The organism is Bacillus sp. FSL M7-1020, from assembly GCF_038050415.1.
Taxonomy (GTDB): domain Bacteria; phylum Bacillota; class Bacilli; order Bacillales; family Bacillaceae_G; genus Bacillus_A; species Bacillus_A toyonensis.
In genome coordinates this window covers 408,611-433,551 of record NZ_JBBOTW010000001.1, presented here as the reverse complement: position 1 = coordinate 433,551, position 24,941 = coordinate 408,611, and the positions used below count along the sequence as shown (strand labels likewise).

Annotated in this window: 22 protein-coding genes; 5 read left to right on the top strand and 17 right to left on the bottom strand. The window is 34.5% G+C overall.

The features are described from left to right. The first annotated feature begins 126 nt into the window (after positions 1 to 126). From MHB70_RS02140 to MHB70_RS02130, 3 genes are all read left to right on the top strand, one after another. Positions 127 to 798: a response regulator transcription factor gene (locus tag MHB70_RS02140; protein WP_000238941.1), complete on the top strand. Its 672-nt coding sequence runs from the start codon at positions 127 to 129 to the stop codon at positions 796 to 798. Positions 799 to 862: 64 nt separating this feature from the next. After that, positions 863 to 2,308 (top strand): HAMP domain-containing sensor histidine kinase, encoded by a 1,446-nt coding sequence (locus tag MHB70_RS02135; protein WP_000041010.1) that lies wholly within the window; start codon positions 863 to 865, stop codon positions 2,306 to 2,308. A gap of 293 nt (positions 2,309 to 2,601) precedes the next feature. Beyond that, entirely contained in the window at positions 2,602 to 3,114 is a 513-nt protein-coding gene (locus MHB70_RS02130; RefSeq protein WP_000351211.1) for a GNAT family N-acetyltransferase, read from the top strand. A gap of 34 nt (positions 3,115 to 3,148) precedes the next feature. Here MHB70_RS02130 and pdxR read toward each other — a convergent pair whose 3' ends face one another. Further along, positions 3,149 to 4,549 carry a MocR-like pyridoxine biosynthesis transcription factor PdxR gene (gene pdxR / locus MHB70_RS02125; RefSeq protein ID WP_000891910.1) on the bottom strand — a complete coding sequence of 467 codons (1,401 nt, stop codon included), beginning with the start codon at positions 4,547 to 4,549 and terminating at the stop codon, positions 3,149 to 3,151. A gap of 120 nt (positions 4,550 to 4,669) precedes the next feature. Between pdxR and MHB70_RS02120 the strand changes: the two genes are divergently transcribed. Both MHB70_RS02120 and MHB70_RS02115 read left to right on the top strand, forming a co-directional pair. After that, complete coding sequence (locus MHB70_RS02120; protein WP_001039213.1) at positions 4,670 to 5,596, top strand: DMT family transporter; 927 nt, start codon at positions 4,670 to 4,672, stop codon at positions 5,594 to 5,596. Positions 5,597 to 5,712: 116 nt separating this feature from the next. Next, entirely contained in the window at positions 5,713 to 6,237 is a 525-nt protein-coding gene (locus MHB70_RS02115; RefSeq protein WP_000719667.1) for a DUF4871 domain-containing protein, read from the top strand. Between the two features lie 141 nt (positions 6,238 to 6,378). Here the strand turns inward: MHB70_RS02115 and MHB70_RS02110 are convergent, their stop codons facing one another. From MHB70_RS02110 to MHB70_RS02035, 16 genes are all read right to left on the bottom strand, one after another. Next, positions 6,379 to 7,581 carry an NAD(P)-dependent malic enzyme gene (locus tag MHB70_RS02110; RefSeq protein WP_000892430.1) on the bottom strand — a complete coding sequence of 401 codons (1,203 nt, stop codon included), beginning with the start codon at positions 7,579 to 7,581 and terminating at the stop codon, positions 6,379 to 6,381. Between the two features lie 59 nt (positions 7,582 to 7,640). Beyond that, a complete protein-coding gene (locus tag MHB70_RS02105) occupies positions 7,641 to 8,987 on the bottom strand; it encodes a 2-hydroxycarboxylate transporter family protein (protein WP_000512713.1) in 1,347 nt (448 codons plus the stop codon). Between the two features lie 122 nt (positions 8,988 to 9,109). After that, positions 9,110 to 9,817, bottom strand: coding sequence for a response regulator (locus MHB70_RS02100; RefSeq protein WP_000598683.1), 708 nt, complete (start codon positions 9,815 to 9,817; stop codon positions 9,110 to 9,112). Next, entirely contained in the window at positions 9,814 to 11,418 is a 1,605-nt protein-coding gene (locus tag MHB70_RS02095) for a sensor histidine kinase (RefSeq protein ID WP_000746368.1), read from the bottom strand. The genes MHB70_RS02100 and MHB70_RS02095 overlap by 4 nt, the downstream gene beginning before the upstream one ends. Before the next feature lie 78 nt (positions 11,419 to 11,496). Further along, a complete protein-coding gene (locus MHB70_RS02090; protein WP_001179453.1) occupies positions 11,497 to 13,479 on the bottom strand; it encodes a methyl-accepting chemotaxis protein in 1,983 nt (660 codons plus the stop codon). A 296-nt stretch (positions 13,480 to 13,775) separates the two neighbouring features. Further along, on the bottom strand, positions 13,776 to 14,522 hold the full coding sequence (locus MHB70_RS02085; protein WP_000619781.1) for a C39 family peptidase: 747 nt from the start codon (positions 14,520 to 14,522) through the stop codon (positions 13,776 to 13,778). 13 nt (positions 14,523 to 14,535) lie between these two features. Then, entirely contained in the window at positions 14,536 to 15,357 is an 822-nt protein-coding gene (locus MHB70_RS02080) for a hypothetical protein (protein ID WP_000728558.1), read from the bottom strand. A 354-nt stretch (positions 15,358 to 15,711) separates the two neighbouring features. Next, entirely contained in the window at positions 15,712 to 16,947 is a 1,236-nt protein-coding gene (locus MHB70_RS02075; protein WP_033657392.1) for a sensor histidine kinase, read from the bottom strand. Positions 16,948 to 16,958: 11 nt separating this feature from the next. Continuing rightward, a complete protein-coding gene (locus MHB70_RS02070) occupies positions 16,959 to 17,630 on the bottom strand; it encodes a response regulator transcription factor (protein ID WP_001238627.1) in 672 nt (223 codons plus the stop codon). A 212-nt stretch (positions 17,631 to 17,842) separates the two neighbouring features. Continuing rightward, positions 17,843 to 18,547: a metallophosphoesterase family protein gene (locus MHB70_RS02065; RefSeq protein WP_001079919.1), complete on the bottom strand. Its 705-nt coding sequence runs from the start codon at positions 18,545 to 18,547 to the stop codon at positions 17,843 to 17,845. A 418-nt stretch (positions 18,548 to 18,965) separates the two neighbouring features. Then, positions 18,966 to 20,342 (bottom strand): ABC transporter substrate-binding protein, encoded by a 1,377-nt coding sequence (locus tag MHB70_RS02060; protein WP_000054808.1) that lies wholly within the window; start codon positions 20,340 to 20,342, stop codon positions 18,966 to 18,968. A 27-nt stretch (positions 20,343 to 20,369) separates the two neighbouring features. Then, entirely contained in the window at positions 20,370 to 21,191 is an 822-nt protein-coding gene (locus MHB70_RS02055) for a carbohydrate ABC transporter permease (protein WP_061530684.1), read from the bottom strand. After that, complete coding sequence (locus MHB70_RS02050) at positions 21,188 to 22,120, bottom strand: carbohydrate ABC transporter permease (RefSeq protein ID WP_000573572.1); 933 nt, start codon at positions 22,118 to 22,120, stop codon at positions 21,188 to 21,190. The genes MHB70_RS02055 and MHB70_RS02050 overlap by 4 nt, the downstream gene beginning before the upstream one ends. Next, positions 22,120 to 23,217, bottom strand: coding sequence for an ABC transporter ATP-binding protein (locus tag MHB70_RS02045; RefSeq protein WP_000571195.1), 1,098 nt, complete (start codon positions 23,215 to 23,217; stop codon positions 22,120 to 22,122). Before MHB70_RS02045 ends, MHB70_RS02050 begins: the two co-directional genes overlap by 1 nt. Next, the gene (locus MHB70_RS02040) at positions 23,214 to 23,780 is read right to left on the bottom strand and encodes a glycerol-3-phosphate responsive antiterminator (protein WP_000471996.1); all 567 of its coding nucleotides are present in this window, start codon (positions 23,778 to 23,780) and stop codon (positions 23,214 to 23,216) included. The genes MHB70_RS02045 and MHB70_RS02040 overlap by 4 nt, the downstream gene beginning before the upstream one ends. A gap of 308 nt (positions 23,781 to 24,088) precedes the next feature. Further along, positions 24,089 to 24,769, bottom strand: coding sequence for a GNAT family N-acetyltransferase (locus tag MHB70_RS02035; RefSeq protein WP_061530683.1), 681 nt, complete (start codon positions 24,767 to 24,769; stop codon positions 24,089 to 24,091). Positions 24,770 to 24,941 lie beyond the last annotated feature (172 nt).

Below are 24,941 nucleotides of genomic sequence, written 5' to 3'. Positions count from 1 at the left end.
TGCATTTTTTATGTCAATTGCCCTGAGCGAAAAAATCAGCCATCCATTCAATCACATAAAAAGAGTTTTTTATTATTTTCATGTAAACTATACAAGTAGAATGAATAGTTTGGGGTGCACAAGATTATGGTAAAAATTTTATTAGTAGACGATGAAGAACGTATGTTACGATTGCTAGATCTTTTCTTAAGCCCTCGCGGCTATTTTTGTATGAAAGCTAAATCTGGCCTTGAAGCGCTGGAATTAATCGAGCAAAAAAAATTCGATATTATTTTATTAGATGTTATGATGCCAAATATGGATGGATGGGATACTTGCTATCAAATCCGTCAAATTTCCAACGTTCCAATCATTATGCTAACAGCTCGTAATCAAAATTACGATATGGTTAAAGGCCTTACTATGGGAGCAGACGACTATATCACAAAACCATTTGATGAGCATGTATTAGTCGCACGAATTGAAGCTATATTACGCCGGACAAAGAAAGATGGCTTTGTTAGCTTCAATGGTATTGAGTGGGATAAAACGAAACATACTGTCACAGTGTATGACGAAAAAATCTCACTAACTCCTATCGAATTTTCATTACTTGGACTGTTTTTACAAAATACAAACCGTGCTTACAGCCGAGATGATTTAATCGAAAAAATTTGGGGCTATGAAACAGACATCGAATATAGAACGATTGATTCGCATATTCGCAATATCCGTGATAAATTACGTAAAAAAGGATTTCCAGTCGAGGATTATTTAGAAACCGTTTATAAAGTCGGATATAAATGGAAAAGTGAATAATTATTTAGGTCAGTGGAAATATCATACCACTGACCCTTTATTATGAATAAGGTATGGTGGGAAAATGAGTAAACTTTCACTTAAAATTGGGACATACTTTTTAATATTAGCTTTATGTATTGAAACAATTGCTTTCGTATCCTTTTACAAAAGTATTTCAAAAATGCGGATTACAGAAGAAACAGGTGCTCTATTAGAAAAAGGCAATCGGTATCGTGACAAAATTGTAAACCGCGCAAAATGGAATGAATATTCTAAACAAAAACCAAACACCGAACGACCTAAACGCCCTTGGTATCAAGAGTTCACTATCGAGCATGCAGCTGAAGAATTAATTGGCTCAGAATTAATTGCTAACACCGATACCACTATCATTATAACTGACAAGAACGGCAAAATTATTTCCACCTCAGAACCCGTAACAAAGGAAATGCAAAAACAACTTATTTGCAAAACGAAAAATATCCCCCAAAACGGGGTGATCGTAGAAAAAAACTGGAAAAAATCGAAATTCATCTCTACAGTAAGCCCACTTGAAATAACTGGATTTCAAGGTAACTTACATATGTTATTAAAGACATCTTTTTTAGAAAATATGTTAATTAAACTCATGGACCAATTTCTTATCATCAGTATTTTAACAATTATTTTAACAACGATTTCTGTTTTTGTTTTTTCTCGAGTTATTACAGAGCCGCTTATAAAAATGAAAAGAGCGACCGAAAAAATTTCAAAATTAAATAAGCCAATTCAATTAGGAATTAAACGAAATGATGAACTTGGAAGTTTAGCAAAAACGATTGAAGATTTATCGAGTGAACTTACGTATATGAAAAAAGAACGAAATGAATTCCTCGCTAGTGTTGCTCACGAATTATTAACTCCATTAACCTATATGAAAGGTTATGCAAAGGTAGCAAAGAGAGACTCTTTAACGAAAGAAGAACGCGAAGAATATTTACAAATCATTGAGGACGAAACGGATAGTGTAACCGATCTCGTACAAGATTTATTTATGCTTGTACAATTAGAACAACACCAATTTGTTATTAAAAAACAAACGATGCTTCTTCAACCATTTTTAGAAAGAATGGTTGAAAAAACAAAAACAACATTAACGAACAAACAAATGCAACTTCATGTATATTGTAAAAACGATTTAGAAGTTTGCATAGACGAAAGACGCATGGAACAAGTTATGTTAAATTTATTGCATAATGCTTATCAGCATTCACCAGAAAACACTACTATAACAATACGTGTACTAACGGAAGCAGATTATTTTACAATCAGTGTACAAGATGAAGGTGAAGGTATTCCAGAAGAAGATATCCCGCATATTTTCGATCGCTTTTACCGTGTTGATAAATCCAGAACAAGGGCTACTGGAGGAAAAGGTATCGGACTGGCTGTTGCAAAGGAAATTGTAGAATTGCATAACGGTTCCATTCTAGTAACAAGCCAATTAGGAGTGGGGACAAACTTTATAATCGAGATTCCTTTTGAATAAGATGCGTGTGAAAACACCAGTAGTAGTAAACACTACTGGTGTTATTTTGTTCATAAAATCTGCCCTTAGAAGCTAAGCTTTTGAAATTATTCTTATTTCAATATAAAATAAAGTGAAACTTTAATCCATGGAAAGGTTCACTCCATGGATTATTAGTTGAACCAATCGGGCATTTACGGGCAGTTACCTCCCACCTAACTTCCGCGCATTCGCCGAATTTTAAAATTGGAGCCTTACTGCCCGCGAATAGCGTGGTAAAGGTACATTTGTCAAAGATCTGGAGGGTGATATAATTGGATATCCATGTATTAACAAAAGACGAAGCAGAAATTTACTTAGAACTTCGCGTAGAAGGATTAAAGCAAAACCCTGAAGCTTTCAGCTCTTCTTATGAAGATATTATTAATAAAGAGTGTGCTATTGAATATAAAGCACAAAAACTAGCACAAGACGAAAACTATACACTAGGTGCATTTAAAGACGGAAAATTAATCGGAGTTGCTACACTGGAAACGAAACCATATGTAAAACAAGAACATAAAGCAAAAATTGGTTCCGTATATGTGTCTCCAAAAGCACGCGGACTTGGAGCAGGAAAAGCACTTATTAAAGAATGTCTTGAGCTTGCTAAATCTTTAGACGTAGAACAAGTTATGCTTGATGTTGTTGTCGGAAACGATGGTGCGAAGAAACTTTATGAGTCATTAGGCTTTAAAACGTTTGGTGTACAAGAACGTTCACTGAAATATAACGGACAATATTGGGATGAAGAGCATATGGTCTTATTCCTAGATGAAAATAAATAATAAAAAACATCCTCTCATATATGAGGATGTTTTTTTACTTTTTTATAAACCATGCCTTATTTAATAATTGAATCGCTTTCGCAATTTCTTCTTCTGATAAAATCGCAAATCCAAGTAGTACTATATTTTCAGGTGCAGTACCGTCTTTATAGTACGTAGACACAGGGTATATTTTGATACTATGTTTCGCAGCTTCTTTAATTAATTCTTTTTCCCGCATTCCATTATGCACCTTTAATAAAATGTGCAATCCTGAATCTTCTCCTATCACTTCAACACGATTTGAGAAGTACTTTTCTAGTTCAAAAACAAGTCGATCTCTCTTCTTTCGATAGACGACACGCATTTTATGAATATGTTTTTCCCAATATCCTTCATTTAAAAACCTTCTAATCACTTCTTGGTCCATTCTTGAAACACTTTGTGTATAAAATAAATATTGTTGTTGATACTTTTTAATCAATTTCTTTGGTAACACCATATAGCTCATCCGTAATGATGGCAACAATGCTTTCGATAGCGTCCCCATATAAATAACTTTCCCGTCTGTATCTAACCCTTGCAGTGCCGGTATAGGTTTTCCCGAATAGCGAAATTCACTATCGTAATCATCTTCAATAATATACCTACCTTCTTCTTTCTTCGCCCATTGTAAAAGCTGCATCCTTCTCGTGATAGGCATAATCATTCCGCATGGGAATTGATGGGATGGAGTTACAAATACAATATTTGCATCGCTATTTTCTAAATCTGCCATACAAATTCCGTCCCTGTCTAAAGACAACATTTGAACCTTCTCTTCTCCCTGTTCAAAAACAACCATTTTCCTATGATAACCTGGGTTTTCAACTGCATAATTACTTCCTTTTAATAATTGAAACAGTAATTTCACTAATATTTGTGTTCCCGCTCCTAATACGATTTGACTAGCTGCACAACGCACACCTCTAGATTCATACAAATAGTTCGCAATTTCTTCTCTTAAGCTCCATTCTCCTTGTGGGTGACCAAGAAAGAGCAACTCATTATTATGAGGCTGCCATACATCATTTATAATTTTCCGATACATGTTGAACGGAAAAGCATTTGTATCGACTCCTGTTTGTGTGAAATCAAATTTATAATCCCTCTCCTGAAAGGGTACTTCTTCTATTCTCTCTTCGTTTTCTTCTACATGAACCATTTGCTCAATCTTACATACAAAATAACCTTTTCTCGAAATTGATTCAATATAACCTTCTGCAAGTAATTGCTCGTAAGCTGCCTCTACTGTATTTTTACTTACTTGTAAATGTGTTGCTAACTTTCGCTTAGCCGGTAACTTCGTAAAAGATAGAATCGTTCCATTTTTAATTTCTTTTTTTATATACTCATACAACTGCACATACAATGCCTTCTTACTATTCATATTTAAATTAGGCGTTAATTCTAACATAATATCTGACCCCTTAATAAAACTAAAATCTGATACTTTTTACAGTACCAGATTTTATATATAATTCCTTTTATCATGTCACACAAAAAAAATCAAATACTAAAGAGGAGATGCATGATCATGAACAAAAATAGACGTATTGGACTCATTATGATTATTACAGGAGCCACATTATGGGGATTATCTGGACCGATGATTCAATGGCTATTTCAACATACAAACGTATCATCAATTGATTTTTTAACAATTCGCTTGTTGCTTGCAGGAGTATTTATTTTGTCTATCTTACTAATAAAGAAACAAAACATATTTCAAATTTGGAAACATCCTAGACATTCTATACAGCTTATTATTTTCTCTATTCTTGGCATGCTCGGCGCGCAATATGCCTTTATCGAAACAGTTCATATTAGTAATGCTGTCACAGCAACACTCTTTCAATTTCTAGGCCCTGTTCTTATTACAATGTATGTTGCATTTCAGAAAAGAAAATTCCCTGCTTCTATGCAACTACTTGCAATTATAACTGCGCTAACAGGAACATACTTTATTATTACAAATGGCTCAATCGAAAATATTGTTTTATCTAAATCAGCCATTATTTTCGGACTATTAACGGCAATTGGATTTGCATTTTATACCCTTCATCCAGCTTCTCTCATTAAAGAATGCGGAACAACTGTAGTAATTGGTTGGGGGATGTTAATCGGAGGAATTGCACTACTTATTTATAATCGTTCATTTGGATGGAATCAATTTTCACAAACTCTTACACTAAAAACTTTTTCTATGCTTATTCTTATCATTATTAGTGGGACCCTTTCTTTCCTTCTTTATATTGGTAGTCTTAAATATTTAGCAGCAACAGAAACAAGTATTTTATCTAGTATTGAACCACTTGTAGCAGCCATCGTTTCAATCACTTGGCTAAATGAATCGTTTGGATCATATCAATTATTAGGCGGCGTATGTATCGTTCTGTCTGTTATTTTTTTGACGATGCCTCAAAAAGAGACCGAGCCAACCTACACAACTGAACAAATATAAAAAAATGTCAAAAGAGGTCGTACAAAACTTACGACCTCTTTTTATACTTTAAAGGAATTGTCCCGCTATCTAGCAAATACAATTACACTAACAATAATAATTAGGAGCGTGGCACCATGAAAAAAATCGGAACTATGCTACTTTTCTCCTTTCTCATCACTGGATGCACACAGGCTCAACCTGATTCAAAAGCACTAAAAAAAGAAGCCATAGTAACATCATCATCTCAGGTTAACGCACCTTCCTTTTTTCATCTTAGTGTTTTAAAAGATGTAAATTGGGAAGAAGCGCCCTCCTTCGTAGACGGAAAGATACCTTTAAAGGGGATTGAAAGAAGAATTGCAATTGCTGATACATCTATTGTCGCAAATGAACAAAATGAAATTATGTGGTACTTTCTAGATCCTGAAATACCAACTGGAAATGTATCTATTATCGCGCTAAAACAGGGATCTGTAACTCCAACACCAATACTCTATCAACAAGAAACTTCCAAACAAACTTGGACTACTTCAAATACAATCGATTCTACTACAAACGAACTCCCTCTCACTATATCGCTACCTTCATCCGGATTATGGGTATTAAATATATATGTGAATGAAAAATATTATGATCAATTTGTAATCACTGTTGAGTAAGTTGTCAAAACTAATCTACTTCCTTGCATCCACTGAATTTTGGGCGGGATAAATAATGCGGGAGCACGAATAACTCTACACTTCTTCATTATTTTGATTTCTTACCTCAAAAAAGCAGTGCCTTGAAGGCACTGCTTTTTACTATTTATAACTTGGCATTTTCGTAATTTGTGCCACACCTGAATCTATGGCTGCTTTCGCTACTGCTTCTGCAACATTCGGAACAACTCTTTTATCTAATGGATTTGGAATTACATAGTTCGCACTACGCTCTTCGTCCGTAATTATGTTAGCGATCCCATATGCTGCCGCTAATTTCATCTCTTCTGTAATATCAGTCGCGCGTACATCTAAAGCACCACGGAATATACCAGGGAACGCTAATACATTATTTACTTGATTTGAATAATCAGAACGACCAGTTCCAACTACAGCAGCTCCAGCTTCTAATGCATCTTCTGGGAATATTTCTGGAATTGGATTTGCCATTGCAAACACAATCGCTTTCTCATTCATCGTCTTTACAAATTCTTTCGTTAATACGTTAGGCGCAGATACGCCAATAAAGATATCAGCCTGATGAATCGCTTCTTTTAATGTTCCACGCACATATTCTCGATTTGTCTTCTTTGAAACTTCAATTTGCGCTTCGTTCATCCATGTTTCACCTTCACAAACAATACCTTCTAAGCTAACTAACGTAATGTGTTTTGCACCAGCTTTTAATAATAATTTTCCAATTGCAATTCCTGCCGAACCCGCACCGTTAATAACAATTTTCACATTATCCATTTGTTTACTTACAACTTTTAATGCATTAATAACAGCTGCTAAGACGACAATAGCTGTTCCATGTTGATCATCATGGAATACAGGGATATTCGTTTCTTCTTTTAATCGTTTTTCAATTTCAAAGCAACGTGGTGCTGCAATATCTTCTAAATTAATACCTGCAAATGTAGGTTCTAAATTTTTCACAAGGGTAACGATTTCATCCACATTCGTCGTCCCTAAACATAACGGGAAAGCATCTACATTCGCAAACTTTTTAAATAAAATACTTTTCCCTTCCATAACAGGCATAGCCGCTTTCGGTCCAATATTCCCTAAACCAAGTACTGCTGTTCCATCTGAAACAACTGCAACCATATTCCCTCTTGCTGTATAGTCATACGCTGTTTCTTCATCTGCTGCAATTGCTTTACAAGACTCCGCTACACCTGGTGTATAAGTCAGGCTTAAATCATCCGCTGTATTAACTTCTACCTTACTTGTAATCTCAATTTTCCCTACCAACTCTTTATGCAATAACAATGATCTTTCATTAATTTGATTTTCTAACATACTTATAATCTCCCCTTAATTTGACAAGCTAGCTATATGAATATAGCTAGCTTGTTTGATCATGAAAACATTGTTAATAAGATTGTCGCTGTTACAACCATTGCTGCCCCGCCTAAACGCGTCGAAATTTGTGCGAAAGGCATTAATTCCATACGATTTGAAGCTGATAAAATAGCAACATCTCCAGTTCCGCCTAAACCGCTATGACATCCAGTTACAATTGCTGATTCAACTGGATACATTTTCATCACTTTTCCTATAAGAAAACCTGATGCTACCATTGTAAGAACAACCGATGCACAAACAACAACATATCCCACTGAAAGAACTGCCGCTACGTCTTTTAACGGAATATATAGCAATCCTAATCCGACCATTAACGGCCAAGTTAAATTCTTTGAAATAAATTTATATAAATGGAATGCTCCTTGCTCCATTTTTGCTGGCATTAGTTTAAAGTATTTCACAAGTGCTGCTGAGAAAATCATAATGATTGCCCCAGGAATACCGATGAACTTAGAAGCAAACCCTCCGAAGATAAAGAACGTACATGCAATTAATAAACCTGCTCCCATTAATGAGAAATCAATTGGCTTCTCTGTATTTTGTTCTTTTAATAATTCTGCTTGATTGTCTGTTTTCACTAATACACCATTACCACTAAGCTCAGGTCTCTTCTCGCCTAAACGCTTCATATACCCTGCACTCACGATTGCAAACATATTCCCAATAATAGCTGCCGGAATAAGCTGTGATACGAATGTTGCTGATGATTCATTTAAAATGTCACTGTATGCTAATGACAATGGTAAAATCCCTTCTCCAATACCACCGCTCACAATTGGTACGATAATAAAGAAGAATGTATGCTTCATTTCAAACCCGAATAGTGAACCGACCAATAATCCTACTGCTACAGAAGCTAATGTTCCTACTACTAAAGGAATAAACATACGAACGAAACCTTGCACTAACACTTTACGATTCATTCCTAAAATACTTCCGACTACTAAACAAGAAATATATAAATATAAAAAGTTCGATTTTTTCATTAACATAGTCGCAGCTTCCATTGAAGCTGGATTCATCCAGTTAAAAAATACAAGTAATGATGGAATAAATAATGAGAGAATTGCTGGACCACCGATATTTTTTAAAATTGGAATTCTCATCCCAATGTCACCTAAGAAAATACCCATGATCATAATAACTGCAAAACCACCAATCATGTCTGCTGGCAATTTATTATATACAGATGCCCCATAAATAATAGCAGCCAATACTACATATAACGGTAAAGGTATAACACCGATTTTAACGTTCATAATTTTAGAAGCGAAAGATTCATTTTTCAATTCATTTCCTTCAGCAAATGATACCGCTTCCACATTCTTTTGAATTCCCATATGGCACCCCCTTGTTTTCTTAATAACAATATTAAAACGCTTTCAATAGTAAAAATAGTTTTTGTAAGTTTTGTAATTGGTTTTGTAATTAAAAAAAGTATAAGCGACTTATAATAAGTCGCTTATACGTAAAAACCTATTTTATTTTGATCAACACATCTTAATTTACTTACAGGTCTTCCCACATGCTGATACACCATTTCGTTTTCTAACACTCCAATTTCAGTCAAAAACATTACATACTTTCGAATAGAAACTCTTGAAATTCCTACTAATTGTGCCATTTCATCTGTTGTAAACGCTCGTCCATTCAGCGACTCGATCTTCTGCCAAATTAATTGCAACGTTTGCTTCGTTAATCCTTTCGGGAGCTCTTTATTGACAGTAGGCTCTCTTTTTTCTTTTTGTAAAATTAACGAATCTAATTCCGATTGACTAATTTTTTGTTGTTCTTTCATGAAAGTAAGTTTTTCTCGATATATAGTTAATGCATCTTTAAATCGTTCAAATGTAAATGGTTTAATTAAATAATCTACTACGCCATATTGTAATGCTTTTTTAATACTCCCCATATCATGTACAGCTGAAATCATCATAATATCGATTTCTTTTTCTTGGTTCCGAATATACATTAAAAGCTCAAATCCAGTCTCTTCAGGCATAAAAATATCAAGTAAGACTAAATCTATTCGTGATTTCTCTAATACTTCTATCGCCGATTTTACTGAGTTAACTGCTTGAACAAGTTCGAATCCTCCTACTTGCTCTAAATAATGTGTATTTAACATTGCTACCATCGGGTCATCTTCTACAATTAAAACTTTAATCATATTTGCTTCTCATCCCTACCTTTAGGTATTTCAATTGTTATCGTTGTTCCCTCTCCTAATAAGGAGGAAATGTGAATCTCCCCATTTATTCGCTGTATACTTTCTTTTACAAGATACAAACCATAACCGCGATTATCCCCTTTTGTGGAATAACCTTTTGTAAATAATGCATCCACTTCGTCTTCTTCTATACCTTTCCCCGTATCTTGCACTGTAATAGTTAATGTATTCTGATATTGCACCCCAATTTCAACTTGTTTCTTTTTGCAATGTATCACTGCCTCTAATGCATTATCTATTAAGTTCCCTACAATCGTAATAAGTTCATGAGTAATACTTTCATCATATATTTCCGGCAAGTAAGAATCTTCACTTATAATTAACTTAATATTTTTCTCCCTAGCATAGCTAAGTTTACCTAGTAAAAAACCAGCAAATACTGGACTTTTTATTCTTTTCATAACTCCACCAATTTCATATTGATGCTCTGATACCATGCCACTTATATATTTTTGTAATTCTTCATATTGTTTCATATGTGTAAGCCCTAATACAACATGCATTTTATTCATAAACTCATGAGATTGTGCCCGTAATGCTTCCGCATATAGCCTAATACCAGTTAGTTCCTCTGCTAGTTTTCTAATCTCTGTTTTATCACGAAATGTTGCAATTGCGCCAACTATTTCTCCTTTTACATATAAAGGAACACGATTCGTCACAATCGTAATTCCGTAAATATTTTGTTCTTCGTTTAATTGTACCTCTCCCGTTTGCAATACTTCTTTTATACGCGAATTCGGCATATATAGCTCAACGTCTTTACCTATAAAATCTTCTTCAAGTCCACTTTTTTTAAATAGACGTTTCGCTTCATTATTAATTAACGTTACTCTCGCCTCTTTATCTACAGCAATAATGCCTTCCTTTACAGATTGTAACATCGTATTTCTTTCTTCAAGAATTTTCGCTATCCTGTGCGGCTCAAGACCGAATAAACTTTTCTTTATATGTCTAGCTAGCAATATTGCTCCTATAATTCCGACTAGTACTCCAACTCCGACACCGATATAAATAATATGTCTACTTTCCTTAACTCTCTCTTTTACATTATCTGCCGAGATACCAACGGCTACCGCTCCAAGTTGTTCACCTGTTTCAGAAAATATAGGTACAAACACTCGCATTGAAATACCTAACGTTCCTTCTGCTAGCGATACATGTTCCTTTCCTTTCAATGCAGGCCCTTCATCTCCTCCAATAAAATGATGACCTATTTTTTGAGGGTTTGGATGTGATTTTCTTATTCCATTCATATCCATAACTACAATAAATTGAACACCTGTGTTTTTTAATATTCTATTTGTATACGTTTGAATTGCAGAAGTATCTGCTTTTCCAATCAAACCATCGATTACAATCGAATCATTTGCCACAATATGGGCAATCGTTTTTGCTTTCTCTGCCTGGCTATCCTCCGTTGTCCGCTCTACATTATGACTAATTAATATATCTGTAACAAGTAAAGAAAAAATTACAACTGTACAAACTAGCAATGTAATCGTTTTCCATAAATTCCATAGTTTTTTTCTTTTTTTCATCCCACTAATGACTCCCCTAATTGCTGAATAGAAAAATAAGTAAGGTGATATTATTTTCACCTTACTTATTTGCTGTTATTATACTTTAAATTTACTAGTCATTGCTTGTAGTTCTTCGGCCATCTCAGCTAAGTTTTGCGAAGCTGAACTAATTTCTTCCATCGAATTTACTTGTTCTTCTGTTGACGCTGCAACACTTTGCATACTAGCTGTATTTTCTTCTGCAGCCGCTGCAATTTCATCAATAGCATTTGTCACTTCATTTGCATCTCCAGCGATTCTCCTCGTTGTTTCTACCATTTGATTAACTTGAGAAACAATATGAGTAGTAGAACTTAAAATTTCTGTAAAACTTACTTTCGTTTTTGTTACAACATCTAAGCCTTGTTGAACTTCCCCACTCACATTATCCATTGCCTTAACAGTATGTTCAATATCAGCCTTAATTTCTGCAATTAAATTTGCAATCTCTCCAGATGATTCTCCTGATTGCTCTGCTAATTTTCTAACTTCATCGGCTACAATAGCAAATCCTCGTCCCTGTTCACCTGCTCTTGCTGCTTCAATAGCCGCATTTAAAGCTAATAAGTTTGTTTGAGTTGCAATGTTTTGAATTGCTTCAGAAATAGCTCCTACTTGCTTTGACTTCTCATCAAGAAGTTTAATAATAGCATCTGAATCGGATACCGATCTAGAAATAGACTGCATTTGTTTTGCGGTTTGTTCAACTAAATCTTCTCCCTCTTCAGCTCTTTCTCGCGCATGTAATGAGGAAATAGAAATTGACTCTGCGCTTCCAGTTACATCTTGAATTGCTGTATTTACTTGTTGTAATGTAGCCGCGCCTTCTTCAACACCTTGGCTTTGTGACTCAGCCCCACCTGATACTTGTTCCATTGCAATTGTAATTTGATCTGTCGCATCATTCGCTTGCTGTACGCTCGCTGTTAACTCTTCTGCCGATGCTGCAACATGCTCTGCCGAAAAGCTAATTTGGGTAATCACATCTTGTAAAGACGTAGACATTTCATTAAATGAATTCCCTAGTTTCCCTATATCATCCTTGGAGTGGATTGTAATTTTCTCGGTTAAATCTCCCTTACTAATTTTATGTGCCGATTCAGCTATTTTTCGTAATGGCCTTGTAATAGAATTTGTAATGAAATAAATTAATACACTACCAAATGCAATAGCGATAGCTATGACAATCAAAGTCTTATAAAACACTGGACTGGCAGCTTGCATAATTTCTTCGTCAAACATAACTCCAACTATTTTCCATCCTGTTTTCTCATTTGTTGCAAAGATTAAATTCTTTTTATCATCTTGTTCTGTATAAGATACATTTCCTTGTTTGTCTTCATAAATTGGTTTAATCCAAGGATCAGTAACCTTTGAACCAGGCTTTCTAGACGGATGACTAACAATTTGCTTATTTTGATCTAAAATAACTGCATAGCCTTTTTCACCAATATTAATCATTTTTGAAATCTTTAGGATGTTATCCAAATTCAAGTTAATACCTATAACACCTTTACCATCTTTTACTTCTTTAGCAATTGTTACTACCATATTTTTTGTAGATGCCGATTGATACGGTGCAGTAACAATTACCTTTCCTTTATTTTCCTGCGCTTCTTTATACCATGATCTATCTGTTGGATTATAGCCATCAGACATTTGAATAAATGGTTCTCTTATAAACTTCCCCGTCTGCGCTCCAATATAAATACCTTCTACTTCTGGATGAAGCTTTATATATTGTGCTAACTTCGTTCTTACTATTTCTTCTTGTCCATTTGGATATGTATCCTCTGTTAAGATGTCTGCAAAGTACGTCGCATCAACAAATTTCTCTTCTATATTTTGAGAAATAACAGTATTTAAAACTGAAATATTCTCCTTTGCTTTATCTGTCATTTGATGTTCAAAATTTGTTTTGGCAGTTTGATATGAAACACCACCGATAATAAGTCCTGGTATAGTTAAAATAATAAAAAATGAAATGATTAATTTTTTCTTGATACTCATACATTTAACCCAGTTAAATATATTTTGCATAATAAGCCTCCTTTATGTAATGTGAATACTTGTGTAATTTTATACAATTAACATACATAAAACAATATATAATGATAAAATGTATTTTTTTCGTCGATTATGCATTTTTACATATTCACTACTTCTAAGCATTTTAATCATAAAAATAAGAGAACTTTAGCATTATATATGCTAAAGTTCTCTTATTTCTTAACAGCTTCTATTCTAAACAAAACACCCTACAAAACTTTTCTTATAATTCCTTAAACCTCTATCCTTCACCTTATAGCTATATTGTTAAAACTCTCCGTCCTAATTTATTTAGAGCTCTTTACATAACTAATTGCCTGACTCCCCATTTGCACCCATGCCTGTTCAAAGTTTTCTCTTGGTACTTTCACATCTAAGCTATCATCAAGCGGGTCTCGAATATATACAGATTCCTTATCGTACCCAATAAGTACAACACAATGTTCATTATATGTAATAGAAACATCCCCACTATTTGTTTTCCATGTAGTAAATTCATCTTCATCTAAAGGAGCATATGTTGCATTTGTAATCATGACTACCGGTTGCCCTGCTTTTACACTCTTATATATTTCCTCTATACTCTTTCCTGTTAAATCCACAGCTTTATTAGATAAATATTTTTTCGCTAACTGAAAAAGTGGCCCATGATATACACCATAACCGGATTCAGAAAAGGTATAAATATTTCCTACAAACCCTTCATTCGGATTTCCGCGTACACCATCAACCATAAAATCAACTTTTTTTATTTCATTTGCTAATTTCATCTTATCTACTGAAACGCCTGCGTATTGTAACATCATTGCTAAACTTGTCACTTCACACCCTCTATCCAGCTCTGGTAACTGCTGAATTAAAGGCACATTTGATAAGAGGATCTTTTCATCATTATTACTAAACTCCGTTCTTTTTCCGCTTTGTATGAAGGATGTTAATTTCTCCATATACTTTGTGATTCCATTTGTATATACACTCCATACTGCTACGCCAAGTAAAGCTATGCATATATACCACTTCAATTTCCGTATCACTCTCACGCCCTTTTTAATTCGTTAAATAAGAATAAAACGCGTCAGCATCCGTTCGAACCATCGGTACAAAATTTAGTTCTTTTCCTTTTTCAGGCTGATCTCTTTTTATTTTTTCTGCTAATTCTTGAATGTTCATATTCATTTTGTCCATATTAAGCTCATCTGCCAATTGTAGCACTTTTTGTTCATTAATTTCTCTTAATACTTGATATATATCTTTACCATACAAATCAATATGATATTTTTTTGCTTCTGCCTGTACTTTTTGTTCGTACACTTCTTGCGCTAACTCTTCTATCTCTTTTCCTTTTTGAGAAATATCTAACTTTCCTGCTTCTTCTCTTACTTTCGTTCCATAAATTTCTTCCGCAACCTCTTCTATTTCTTTTCCTTCAGTCGAAACGCCTAATTTCTCTGCTTCCTTATTAATTTTGATTGCATTGATTTGGCTTATTAAATCCACAATCGATTTGTTCTCTACAGATATCCCTAAGTTTAACGCTTCTTGCTTCACTTTTGTTTCATAGATTTCTTCTGAAAGAATTCCAACATCTTTTCCTTCAATCGAAATTCCTAACTGTTCTGCTTCTCTGCCTACTTCTGTTTCATGAATTTCTTTTTCTAGCGTAATTTGTTCTTTTCCTTCCGTTTCAATACCTAATTTCTCTGCTTTTTCTTCTGTATTTATTACATGTATCTTTCCATTGTTTAATTGCTCTTTACTGCGCTGCGCATAGTCTGTCTTTCCTTTCGATGTTTCAGAAGGAGAGGCACCGCCTAATATACTTAAACTCATTACTCCAATAGTGAATACCATCATCATTTTCTTTTTCAAAATTAATTCCTCCCTCTTATACTTTCTTTCCCATCATTCCCATAAAGTGAAACTATGCTCAATGGGAAGCTTCATCTTCCACTGAATATTAGCCTTCACCAATCGAGTATTTCCGGACAGCCCGACTCCAGCCGAGTTTTACTGTCCAGAAAATAGCGGGATCATTTTTTAAATACTATACATACATCTCATCACTGCCTGAGATAACATTATGATCGAGAAAATTTACTCACATACACCTCTATAATCTCTTCTTCATGTAACAATTTTTCTTTATGCAATACATAATATAAATAGTTTCTTAACTTTCCCTTAAAAAAAGACGACCTTGTAAAAACAAGATCGTCTTCTTACTTATATTTTTTGATTTTTAGGGAGAACTACTTCAAAACAAGTACCCTCTCCCCATTTGCTCTCTACTAATATTTTTCCGTAATGCTTTTCTACAATCCACTTGGCGATTGAAAGACCTAATCCAGCTCCCTCTGATGTACTCCTTGCTTTATCCCCTTGATAAAAACGATCAAATAATTTTGGGATATCCTCTACTTTCACGCCTATCCCATCATCTTTCACCTGTATACAAATCGAGCTGCTCGTTTGCGTGCAATCAATTCGAATATGACCGCCTTCATTCGTATATTTCATCGCATTATCTAACAATATGACCATCATTTGATGAATCCGTTCTCTATCACCCATAAAAGACATGTTACGTTCTACTTTTAATATCATCTCTTTTTCTTGATAAGAAGCAATTTCTTTATATGGATCTACTATTTCTTCTAACAATTTACCCATTTCAAATGTTTTTTTATCCATCTCAATTTGATTTGAATCCGAACGTGCTAACAACAATAAGTTGCTAACTAGTTTCGATAACCGCCTGCATTCTTTAGATATTGTAGAAATGTCCATCGCTTTTTCTTCTATCGTAGCGGAGGGGGACTGAAATAACACATCCGTCTTTGATTGAATAACTGCAAGTGGCGTTCTTAATTCATGCGATGCATCGGAAACGAACTGCTGCTGTTTCTCCCATGAATTTTGAATCGGTATGAGTGCTCTGCCAGCTAGGAAAAAGCCGATACCTATTGCACAGAGACTTCCTATACTACAACCTATCACGAGAATTAAAAATAAAGTATTTAACATTCCTTCTTCCGCTGTTATATCTCGCACGATTTGAACTATTTCTCCATCTTTTTGAAGCGAAAATGCTCTAAAATATCGTCCTTGCACTTCAATATCTTGCAAATCCTCTAACTTTTTTGGAGAAAACTTTTCCAAATTCTCTTCAAAAATAGAACGGAATTTACGATTATCGCCCTCTATTTTCACTATTTTCCCATTCCAAGTTATTCTAGTTACCCGCGGATCTCCAATTTGGATTTTCTCCATGCGTTTTCTTGGTGGTATTTTAACATCTAGTTTTTCTCCATACTGAGCCATCATTTTTATAGATTGATCCACTTCATTATAAATACGCTTATATGTGTACGAATAAACAATACTACCTAATACTCCTATTAATAGGATAAATACTAATGAGTTCACTATAGTCAGACGAATGCGTGTTTTTTGAAACATACTTCCTTTTTTCATTTCTCTTTTAATATATATCCAATACCACGAACAGTTTGAATATCTTTCTGATAACCGAATGGCTCTAATTTTTTACGTAAATGATGCACATACACTTCTACAATTGCTACTGTCGTATCTGAATCAAATCCCCAAACACGATCAAAAATTTGTTCACGCATTAAAATCTTTCCGCTATTTTGAATGAGATACTCTAAAAGCTCATATTGTTTTAATGTCAGCTTAATATCTTGTCCCTCTACTTGAACATCTTTATCTTTTCCAAACAATTCAATTCCTTTATATCGAATTGTCTGCTTTGTTGTTAAACTACCACTTCTGCGTAATAAAGCACGAATTCTCGCCTTTAGTTCTGGTGCTTGAAACGGCTTTACGATATAGTCGTCTCCGCCAAAATCCAATCCTTTCACTCGATCTTCTAAAGAATCTCTCGCTGTTAAAAACAGGACTGGCGTTTCAATTCTTTCATCACGTATTTTTTGAATTACTTCAAACCCGTCCATTCCTGGCATCATCACATCAAGTAAAATTGCATCATAAATGTTTTGCATTGCCAAAAACAATCCATCTTCTCCATTTAACGCTGTATCTACTTCAAATTCATCACGCAAAATTTGTACGATAGACTCTAATAACGAAGCATTATCTTCTACTACAAGTAAGCGCATATTCTCACCTTCCATACTATAGTTCAATTCTATTTATTATTACATTTCTGCTCTTCATAACGAAAGAATGTAATCCTATTATGTAATTTCATTTTCAACTATTTCCTTCTAAGTTTTTGCTAGATATAAAATTTTGAGCCTTTATTATAAAAACTCTTTCTTAAATTTTGCTTAATAAAAAATTGAAAGAAATAAGATTCCCCTTATCTCTTTCAATTTTTTACTACGTACACCTTTTTACTCGGCAACTCCAAACAATTTAATTGACCGCCATACACAGCCCCGCCATCAATTCCAATAATACGATTACTACCAAAATATACTCCGCAATTCTCACTACCATGAAGCGTTTTTGTTTCCGTATGGCCAAATACAACAACCTTTTCGCCACTATATCCACTATGAAATTCATTACGGATCCACATTAACGTATATGGTTCAGATTCAGAAACTCGTTTCATTGGCTCAACACCAGCATGTACAAATATATACTCTTCTGTTTCAATGTAATGATCTAATTCTTGAATAAATTTTACATGTTCCTCTAATACGTGAGATTGTAAAATTGGCTTTTGGAAGTCCCCTTCATTAACTGCAATATCTTCTTCTACAAATCCATAGCTATATAACGTTTTATCTCCACCATTTCTTTTTACCCAATGGTTCCATGAGCGTTCCTCATCTGTCGTTAGCGCTTTAATCATCATATCTTCATGATTTCCCTTTAAAACGAATGCTCCTTCTTCTTTTAGCTCTTTCACCTTTTCAAGTACAGCACGTGCATTCGGACCACGATCCACATAATCCCCTAATAGAATTAATTGATCTTGTTTTGCGTTGTATTGTATTTCCTCAAGTAACTTTTTAAATTTATCAATCTCTCCATGAATATCACTAATGACAAGTATCCTATTCATTTTTCTCCTTCTTTCTAAATAAAGTTATTTCTAATTATAACTTTATTTAAAGGAATTTTCTGAACTCAACTACTAGAAAGTATTATTATTACAAATGCAGCTAATTTCCTTACAACACTGTAAGTCTCTTGTCATTCAATTCGATAGTTGTAATTACTATATTTCCTTATACTAAAAGTAAGAAATGAAACAAAAAACAAGGAGAGATGAGATATGAAAAAAGTGATGGAAGTTGTAGTAGCGGTGGTAGAGGTTTTCGTAAATGGTAAGCAAGTTGCAATGGAGTTAAATAAATAATGAAAAGGACAATATTCATTCTAGACCCTTTACTCATATAAAAGAGATAAGAGTTCATCATTTCTTTGATCCCTTATCTCCCTATAAAGAAAGCCGTATCCCTTTAGGATACGGCTTTCTTTTATTTTTGGCTCGTACGAGCTGAAATGCTAATCGCTCTATCTGTTGCTTTTGCAGCTTCATCCAACGCTTCTTTACTATTCTTTCCGTCATACATTGCTTCTAATGCTTTTACAACTGCATCTCGTGATTCTGGGAATACACTAATTAATGCACCTTGAGTTGCTGGAGATTGCTTCGTCGCTTGTAATTGTTCTACTGTTACTTTTAACTGTGGATATTTTTCATATTGCTCTTTTACTAACGATTCATTATATGCATCTGGATTAATTGAGAAATATCCTGTTGCAGTATGCCATTTTGCTTGTACGTCTGGCTTCGTTAAATATTTCATAAAGTCCCATGCACCTTGCTGCGTTTCTTCTGAAACCATATTCGTCATCCATAATGATGCACCGCCAATAACAACACCATTTCGCTTTGAATCTTCTGGATACGGAATATACGAAACACCTACATTAAACTTAGATGCATCAATTAAATCACGAACACCTGCTGAAGAATCTAAATACATAGCAACTTGTCCAGATTGGAACGCGGCACGAATATCATCCCAACTTGCTCCATACTTTCCTAGTGCACCAGCTTTATTCAATTCATCTAACATTCCAAATACTTTCTGTCCTTCTTTACCGTTAAATACCGCTTTCTTTGCAGCATCTTTACGGCCATTTTCATTATCTACATATAAAGCCCCTTGTGTCGCTAACAATTCTTCAAAGAACCAACCATAATTGAGCATAGAAAATCCATATTGTTTTACATTTCCGCCTTCTTTAAACGTTAACTTTTTCGCGGCTTCTTTTAATTCAGCATATGTTTGTGGAGCTTTCTCTGGATCTAACCCAGCCTTTGCAAAAGCATCTTTATTATAAATTAATACTGGCGTAGATGAATTAAATGGCATAGAATACATTTTTCCATCAACTGAATAATAATTTGTAATTGCTTTTTCTAATTTTGATGTATCGTACTTATCTTTTTTAATCCAACTATCGATAGGCGTAATCTTTTTGCTATCAATCATATATTTCGTTGTAATTTCACTCGATTGAACAAGAGCTGGAGCTTCTTTCGTAGCAGACATCGTTTTAAACTTCGTTAAAGACTCTTCGTATGTTCCTTGAAACTCTGCCTTTATCTCGTACTTATTCTGCGATTTATTATAGTCTGCAACAAGCCCATCTAGTACACCTTGTGTTTTTCCACCCATCGCATGCCAAAAACGAATTACAGTTTTATCACCATTTTTTTCAACTGGTGCTACTTTTGCCTGCGCTTCAGGTTTCCCCTCTGTTTTACTATTTGAACAAGCAGCCCCAGTTAATGCCATTGTGGCTGCCATTAAAAGAGCAGCACTTTTTTTCAATAAACTCATCTCAATCCCACCTTTTCCTATGTATGCTTATTTAATTGCACCTTTTGTTAATCCTTGTTGTAATTGCTTTTGCCCTAAAAATAGTAAAATCAACGTTGGAATGACGATAACCGTAACACCGGCCATTACGCTTCCCCAATCAGTTGCAACTTCTTGAGATTGAAGTTGCTTCACACCAATTTGAACTGTTCTGACTTTTTCATCAGTGGTCACTAAGAGCGGCCACAAGTACATATTCCATGTTGTTAAAAAGCTATATACTCCAAGCGTAATAAAACTCGTTTTACAATACGGAATTACAACGCTGAATAAAAACCTTACATTTCCAATCCCTTCAATAAAAGCAGCTTCTTTCAATTCATTCGGAAGCGTCATAAAATGTTGGCGTAATAAGAAAATACCGAAAGCTGTTGCAAAAAATGGCACTGTCATCCCAGCAAAGCTATTGATCCAACCAAAGTTTTGAATCGTTAAAAAGTTCGGTACCATCGTTGCTTCCCACGGAATAAGCATCGTTGAAATAAACAAGAAGAAAATTACGTTTCTCCCTTTAAACTGAAAAAAAACAAAAGCATAAGCTGCTAAACTGGATACGATAAGTTGTCCAATCATAACAATCGTCGATACAATTAAACTGTTGTACAAGTATGTAAAAAGCGGTACTTTTCGAAAGATATTCATAAAATTATCGAAAGTAAATTGGGTCGGAAATAACCTTCTCATTTGAATATCATCTGGTGTCATAAAGCTTATTAAAAACGCATAGAGTACAGGAAAAAACACCATTACTGCACTAATAATGAGCAGCATGTATAATAGGAAATTTTGTTTCCACTGTTTAACGATCATTTATAATGCACCTTTCTCTCAGCAAACTTAAATTGAAGTAATGTAGCAATAAAAATGAAAACAAATAATACCATCGCTTGTGCACTTGCTGTTCCAAATTGATGATTCACAAATGCCTCTTTATAAATCGAATACACAATTAAATTCGTTGCATCATTCGGTCCACCGTGCGTTAAAATATCAATTTGTCCAAAACTTTGGAATGCACTAATTAACGTTACTGTCACGATAAAGAATAAAGTTGGTGATAGCATCGGTAATGTAACGCGGCGAAGCTTATATAAATAACTAGCACCATCTATAGATGCACTCTCATATAAAGACGTATCAATATTTTGCAAACCACCTAATATAACTAAAAATGCAAATCCTGTATTCACCCAAACCGTTGTAACCGATACAGAAAACAGTGCCCAGTCCGGACTCGTTAACCATGCGATTGCCGGAAGATTCATAGCGGCTAATATATTATTAAATAACCCTACACTTGGATGAAATAAAAATAGCCAAATCACTGCGCTAGCAGCTACTGATATTCCCATCGTTGAAGAAAAGAGAACACGGAACAATCCAATACCTCTTACTTTTTCATTTGCAATTAATGCAAGAAATAAGGCGAATACAATACTAGTAGGCACTGTATATAAAACAAATAATAAAGTTGACTTTATACTTTTGTAGAAAGCAGGATCAGAAAATAAATATTGATAATTTTCTAAGCCAACGAAAAGATTGGCTTCTCCGTGTATATCTGTTAAATAAAAGCTATAGTAAATCGTCCTAAACAATGGATAGAAAAGAAAAATTGAAAATAACAAAATAGATGGAGCCAAAAACAATAATCCTATTCTTAAATCTTTCGTTCTGCCCCATAAACTCTTCTTTTTTGACACTGCTGTTTGAACTGGTAACTTCCCTACTTCAATCATTATTTCGCCACCACTTTCAACTCTTCTTCAGCCACCACTTTTAATCGTTCATTCTTATTTTGGTGAAAGAAACATAGTTTTTCTTGCGAGAATAATAATTTTACTTTGTCACCTTTGTTCAGGATTAACTGTCCGATGACTTTCGCACTCCAAGTTGTTCCATTTACCGCAAAGTTTAATATAGACTCATTCCCTAATACTTCTACAGATTGCAGCGTAACTTCTTGTCCTGCCTCAGACAATGCAATATGCTCAGGACGCATACCTATTCGAATTGTCCCTGCTGGTAATTGCTTTAACTGTCCAATAGATAATGGAATTTGCAATTGCCCTATATGTAATACGCCTTTTTCTTTATCCACTTCTCCATCATTTATATTCATAGAAGGAGAACCTATAAAACTTGCAACAAATTCATTTGCTGGTTCGTTGTATATATCAAGAGGTGTTCCAACTTGTTGTATACTTCCTTTATTCAAGACCATGATACGATCTCCCATAGTCATCGCTTCTATTTGATCGTGAGTAACGTAAATCATCGTAATTCCGAGTCGTTGCTGAATTTCTCTAATTTCAATCCTCATTTGCGCACGTAATTTCGCATCTAAATTCGAAAGTGGTTCATCCATTAAACAAATCGGTGCTTGACTCACGATCGCCCTGGCAAGCGCAACACGCTGTCTTTGTCCGCCTGATAATTGGCCCGGTTTCATTTTCACATACTCTTTCAGCCCTACCATTTCAATAGCTTCTATTAATCGTTTTTGTCGCTCTTCTTTTTGTACCTTCCTTACCTTAAGTCCAAATAAAATATTTTCTTCTACAGTTAGGTGTGGATATAATGCATAATTTTGAAATACCATTGATAAATTACGGTCTTTCGGCTCTAAATTATTTGCAACACGTTCATTAATCATTAAATCTCCCGAAGAGATTTCTTCTAAGCCAGCGATCATTCGTAGTAATGTACTTTTTCCACATCCCGAAGGTCCAACTAAAACGAAAAATTCTCCCTTCTTAATATGAACCGATACATCTTTAACCGCTGTCTCTTCCGCATTTATATATATCTTTGAAACATCTTTCAATTCGATCACAAGGTTGCACTCCTTTTTTCTTCTTGTATCCATACTTCATAATGACTCGTTGAAATCGCACTTGCTCCCGCACGAATGGCAATTTCCGCATCTTCCCGCGTTTGAATCAATCCACCTGCAATAATAGGAAACTCTATTTTCTCTGCTAGCTGTTTTATAATAGAAGGCATAATTCCAGGCATAATCTCTACCGCATTTGGTTTAGTCGTTTTACAATTTTCAATTGATTTTGTAAGAGATAAAGTATCGACAATAAAAATTCGTTGAATCGTTTTTAATCCAATTTTATTGGCATTTCGAATTGTCGAACCTTTTGTTGAAATAATACCTTGTGCTCCGATAACATCTTGAATATACAAAAGGGCTTCCTCTGTGTTCGTATTTAAGCCTTGTATAAAATCACAATGAAGAAATACATCATGTCCATGTTTCTGTAATTCGTATACACGCTCTGGTAACTCCAGCATTGAACCAGTCATAAGAAAAACTGTTTTCGGTAATTTTTTGTACGCTTTATACCCTTTCCAATCCTTTATCATCGCGATATGAGGTTCTTTAAACATTTATTCCACCTAGCTTTTCTATTTTTATCCAAACTAAAAACACCTACTTACATAGAACACCCTTCTCCTTATTTGAACTCTAGGGAATAGAGCACACCTAAGAAAGTGGCACGTTATATGTAAGCGGGTGTTCTCAAATGTTCTCTACCCTAGTTATTTTGTTACCTTTACTATATTACGCATTTATTAAGTCAGTTTTGATAAATTGTTAATTAGGTGTTAATCGAATGTTAATATTCACCATATTGTTTTTTACAATAATCCAGATATACGAATAAACTCTAACAGAACACAACAATATTTACATTTCAATCAATATGTAAATTCATTCCATAGTTAATAAGTTTTAGTTTTCTCGCCACTGCTTGTGAAGCACAATTATCCCAAGAGGTACTATAAAGCGGAATACGTTTTTCTTCTTTTATTGACATTTCCCAAGCTTTAACGACATCAGCACCATATCCCTTTCCCTGGAAGCCCTCTACAGTTTCCACACTTGCCTCAGTAGCTATAGGCGTACTTCTTGCACTGCAGCATATAGAAACGACTTGTTCATTTTCAACAATTGCAAAATAAGGTTGCCTCCATTCCATCTGTTCTATTAGATTAGGAAAATTTTCTCGCATGAGCTCTTTATTCTTCTCTGTTATTTGTATCACCCTAGTCGGCTCATTTGAATTATTTGGAAACATGTAAGCAGGACCCATCCAAATATTCTCTACCGTTCTCTCTTCATTTAATACTTTCATGATCTTTGCTATCTCTATGTGATTTGAACGTTCTCGAATTAATTTCTCAATCTTACTTATTATTTCACCATCCAAATTACAATGATATCTCGTTATATTCCCTTCACGAGTTTTGCTAAGAAAAAAACGTGGTGCTTTCGGATTTCCCTGTTCATTTACACTCTTTATTCTTCCCACTTGATTATGAACAAATAAAACCTCTGCCTGAATTACTATTAACTCAAGTTCTGAAAATCGCATTTATGCCCTCCTTCATTACCCTGTGTAGCCTCCATATACCATCCATTCATACTCTATTTTCTGATGTTCAAAACAAAAATCCCATTTAAATACACATTACTGAATCAATCATACTAAAATGACTTCTTCATTCTGTCTATCTAAATGGGATTATTTCGTACTCTTTATGTCT

Excerpts from the sequence above, each read along its gene's own strand:
- MHB70_RS02140 (WP_000238941.1), top strand. The coding sequence starts at position 127 with ATGGTAAAAATTTTATTAGTAGACGATGAAGAACGTATGTTACGATTG.
- MHB70_RS02135 (WP_000041010.1), top strand. The coding sequence starts at position 863 with ATGAGTAAACTTTCACTTAAAATTGGGACATACTTTTTAATATTAGCT.
- pdxR (WP_000891910.1), bottom strand. The coding sequence starts at position 4,549 with ATGTTAGAATTAACGCCTAATTTAAATATGAATAGTAAGAAGGCATTG.
- MHB70_RS02120 (WP_001039213.1), top strand. The coding sequence starts at position 4,670 with ATGAACAAAAATAGACGTATTGGACTCATTATGATTATTACAGGAGCC.
- MHB70_RS02115 (WP_000719667.1), top strand. The coding sequence starts at position 5,713 with ATGAAAAAAATCGGAACTATGCTACTTTTCTCCTTTCTCATCACTGGA.
- MHB70_RS02110 (WP_000892430.1), bottom strand. The coding sequence starts at position 7,581 with ATGTTAGAAAATCAAATTAATGAAAGATCATTGTTATTGCATAAAGAG.
- MHB70_RS02105 (WP_000512713.1), bottom strand. The coding sequence starts at position 8,987 with ATGGGAATTCAAAAGAATGTGGAAGCGGTATCATTTGCTGAAGGAAAT.
- MHB70_RS02100 (WP_000598683.1), bottom strand. The coding sequence starts at position 9,817 with ATGATTAAAGTTTTAATTGTAGAAGATGACCCGATGGTAGCAATGTTA.
- MHB70_RS02095 (WP_000746368.1), bottom strand. The coding sequence starts at position 11,418 with ATGAAAAAAAGAAAAAAACTATGGAATTTATGGAAAACGATTACATTG.
- MHB70_RS02090 (WP_001179453.1), bottom strand. The coding sequence starts at position 13,479 with ATGCAAAATATATTTAACTGGGTTAAATGTATGAGTATCAAGAAAAAA.
- MHB70_RS02075 (WP_033657392.1), bottom strand. The coding sequence starts at position 16,947 with ATGTTTCAAAAAACACGCATTCGTCTGACTATAGTGAACTCATTAGTA.
- MHB70_RS02070 (WP_001238627.1), bottom strand. The coding sequence starts at position 17,630 with ATGCGCTTACTTGTAGTAGAAGATAATGCTTCGTTATTAGAGTCTATC.
- MHB70_RS02065 (WP_001079919.1), bottom strand. The coding sequence starts at position 18,547 with ATGAATAGGATACTTGTCATTAGTGATATTCATGGAGAGATTGATAAA.
- MHB70_RS02060 (WP_000054808.1), bottom strand. The coding sequence starts at position 20,342 with ATGAGTTTATTGAAAAAAAGTGCTGCTCTTTTAATGGCAGCCACAATG.
- MHB70_RS02055 (WP_061530684.1), bottom strand. The coding sequence starts at position 21,191 with ATGATCGTTAAACAGTGGAAACAAAATTTCCTATTATACATGCTGCTC.
- MHB70_RS02050 (WP_000573572.1), bottom strand. The coding sequence starts at position 22,120 with ATGATTGAAGTAGGGAAGTTACCAGTTCAAACAGCAGTGTCAAAAAAG.
- MHB70_RS02040 (WP_000471996.1), bottom strand. The coding sequence starts at position 23,780 with ATGTTTAAAGAACCTCATATCGCGATGATAAAGGATTGGAAAGGGTAT.
- MHB70_RS02035 (WP_061530683.1), bottom strand. The coding sequence starts at position 24,769 with ATGCGATTTTCAGAACTTGAGTTAATAGTAATTCAGGCAGAGGTTTTA.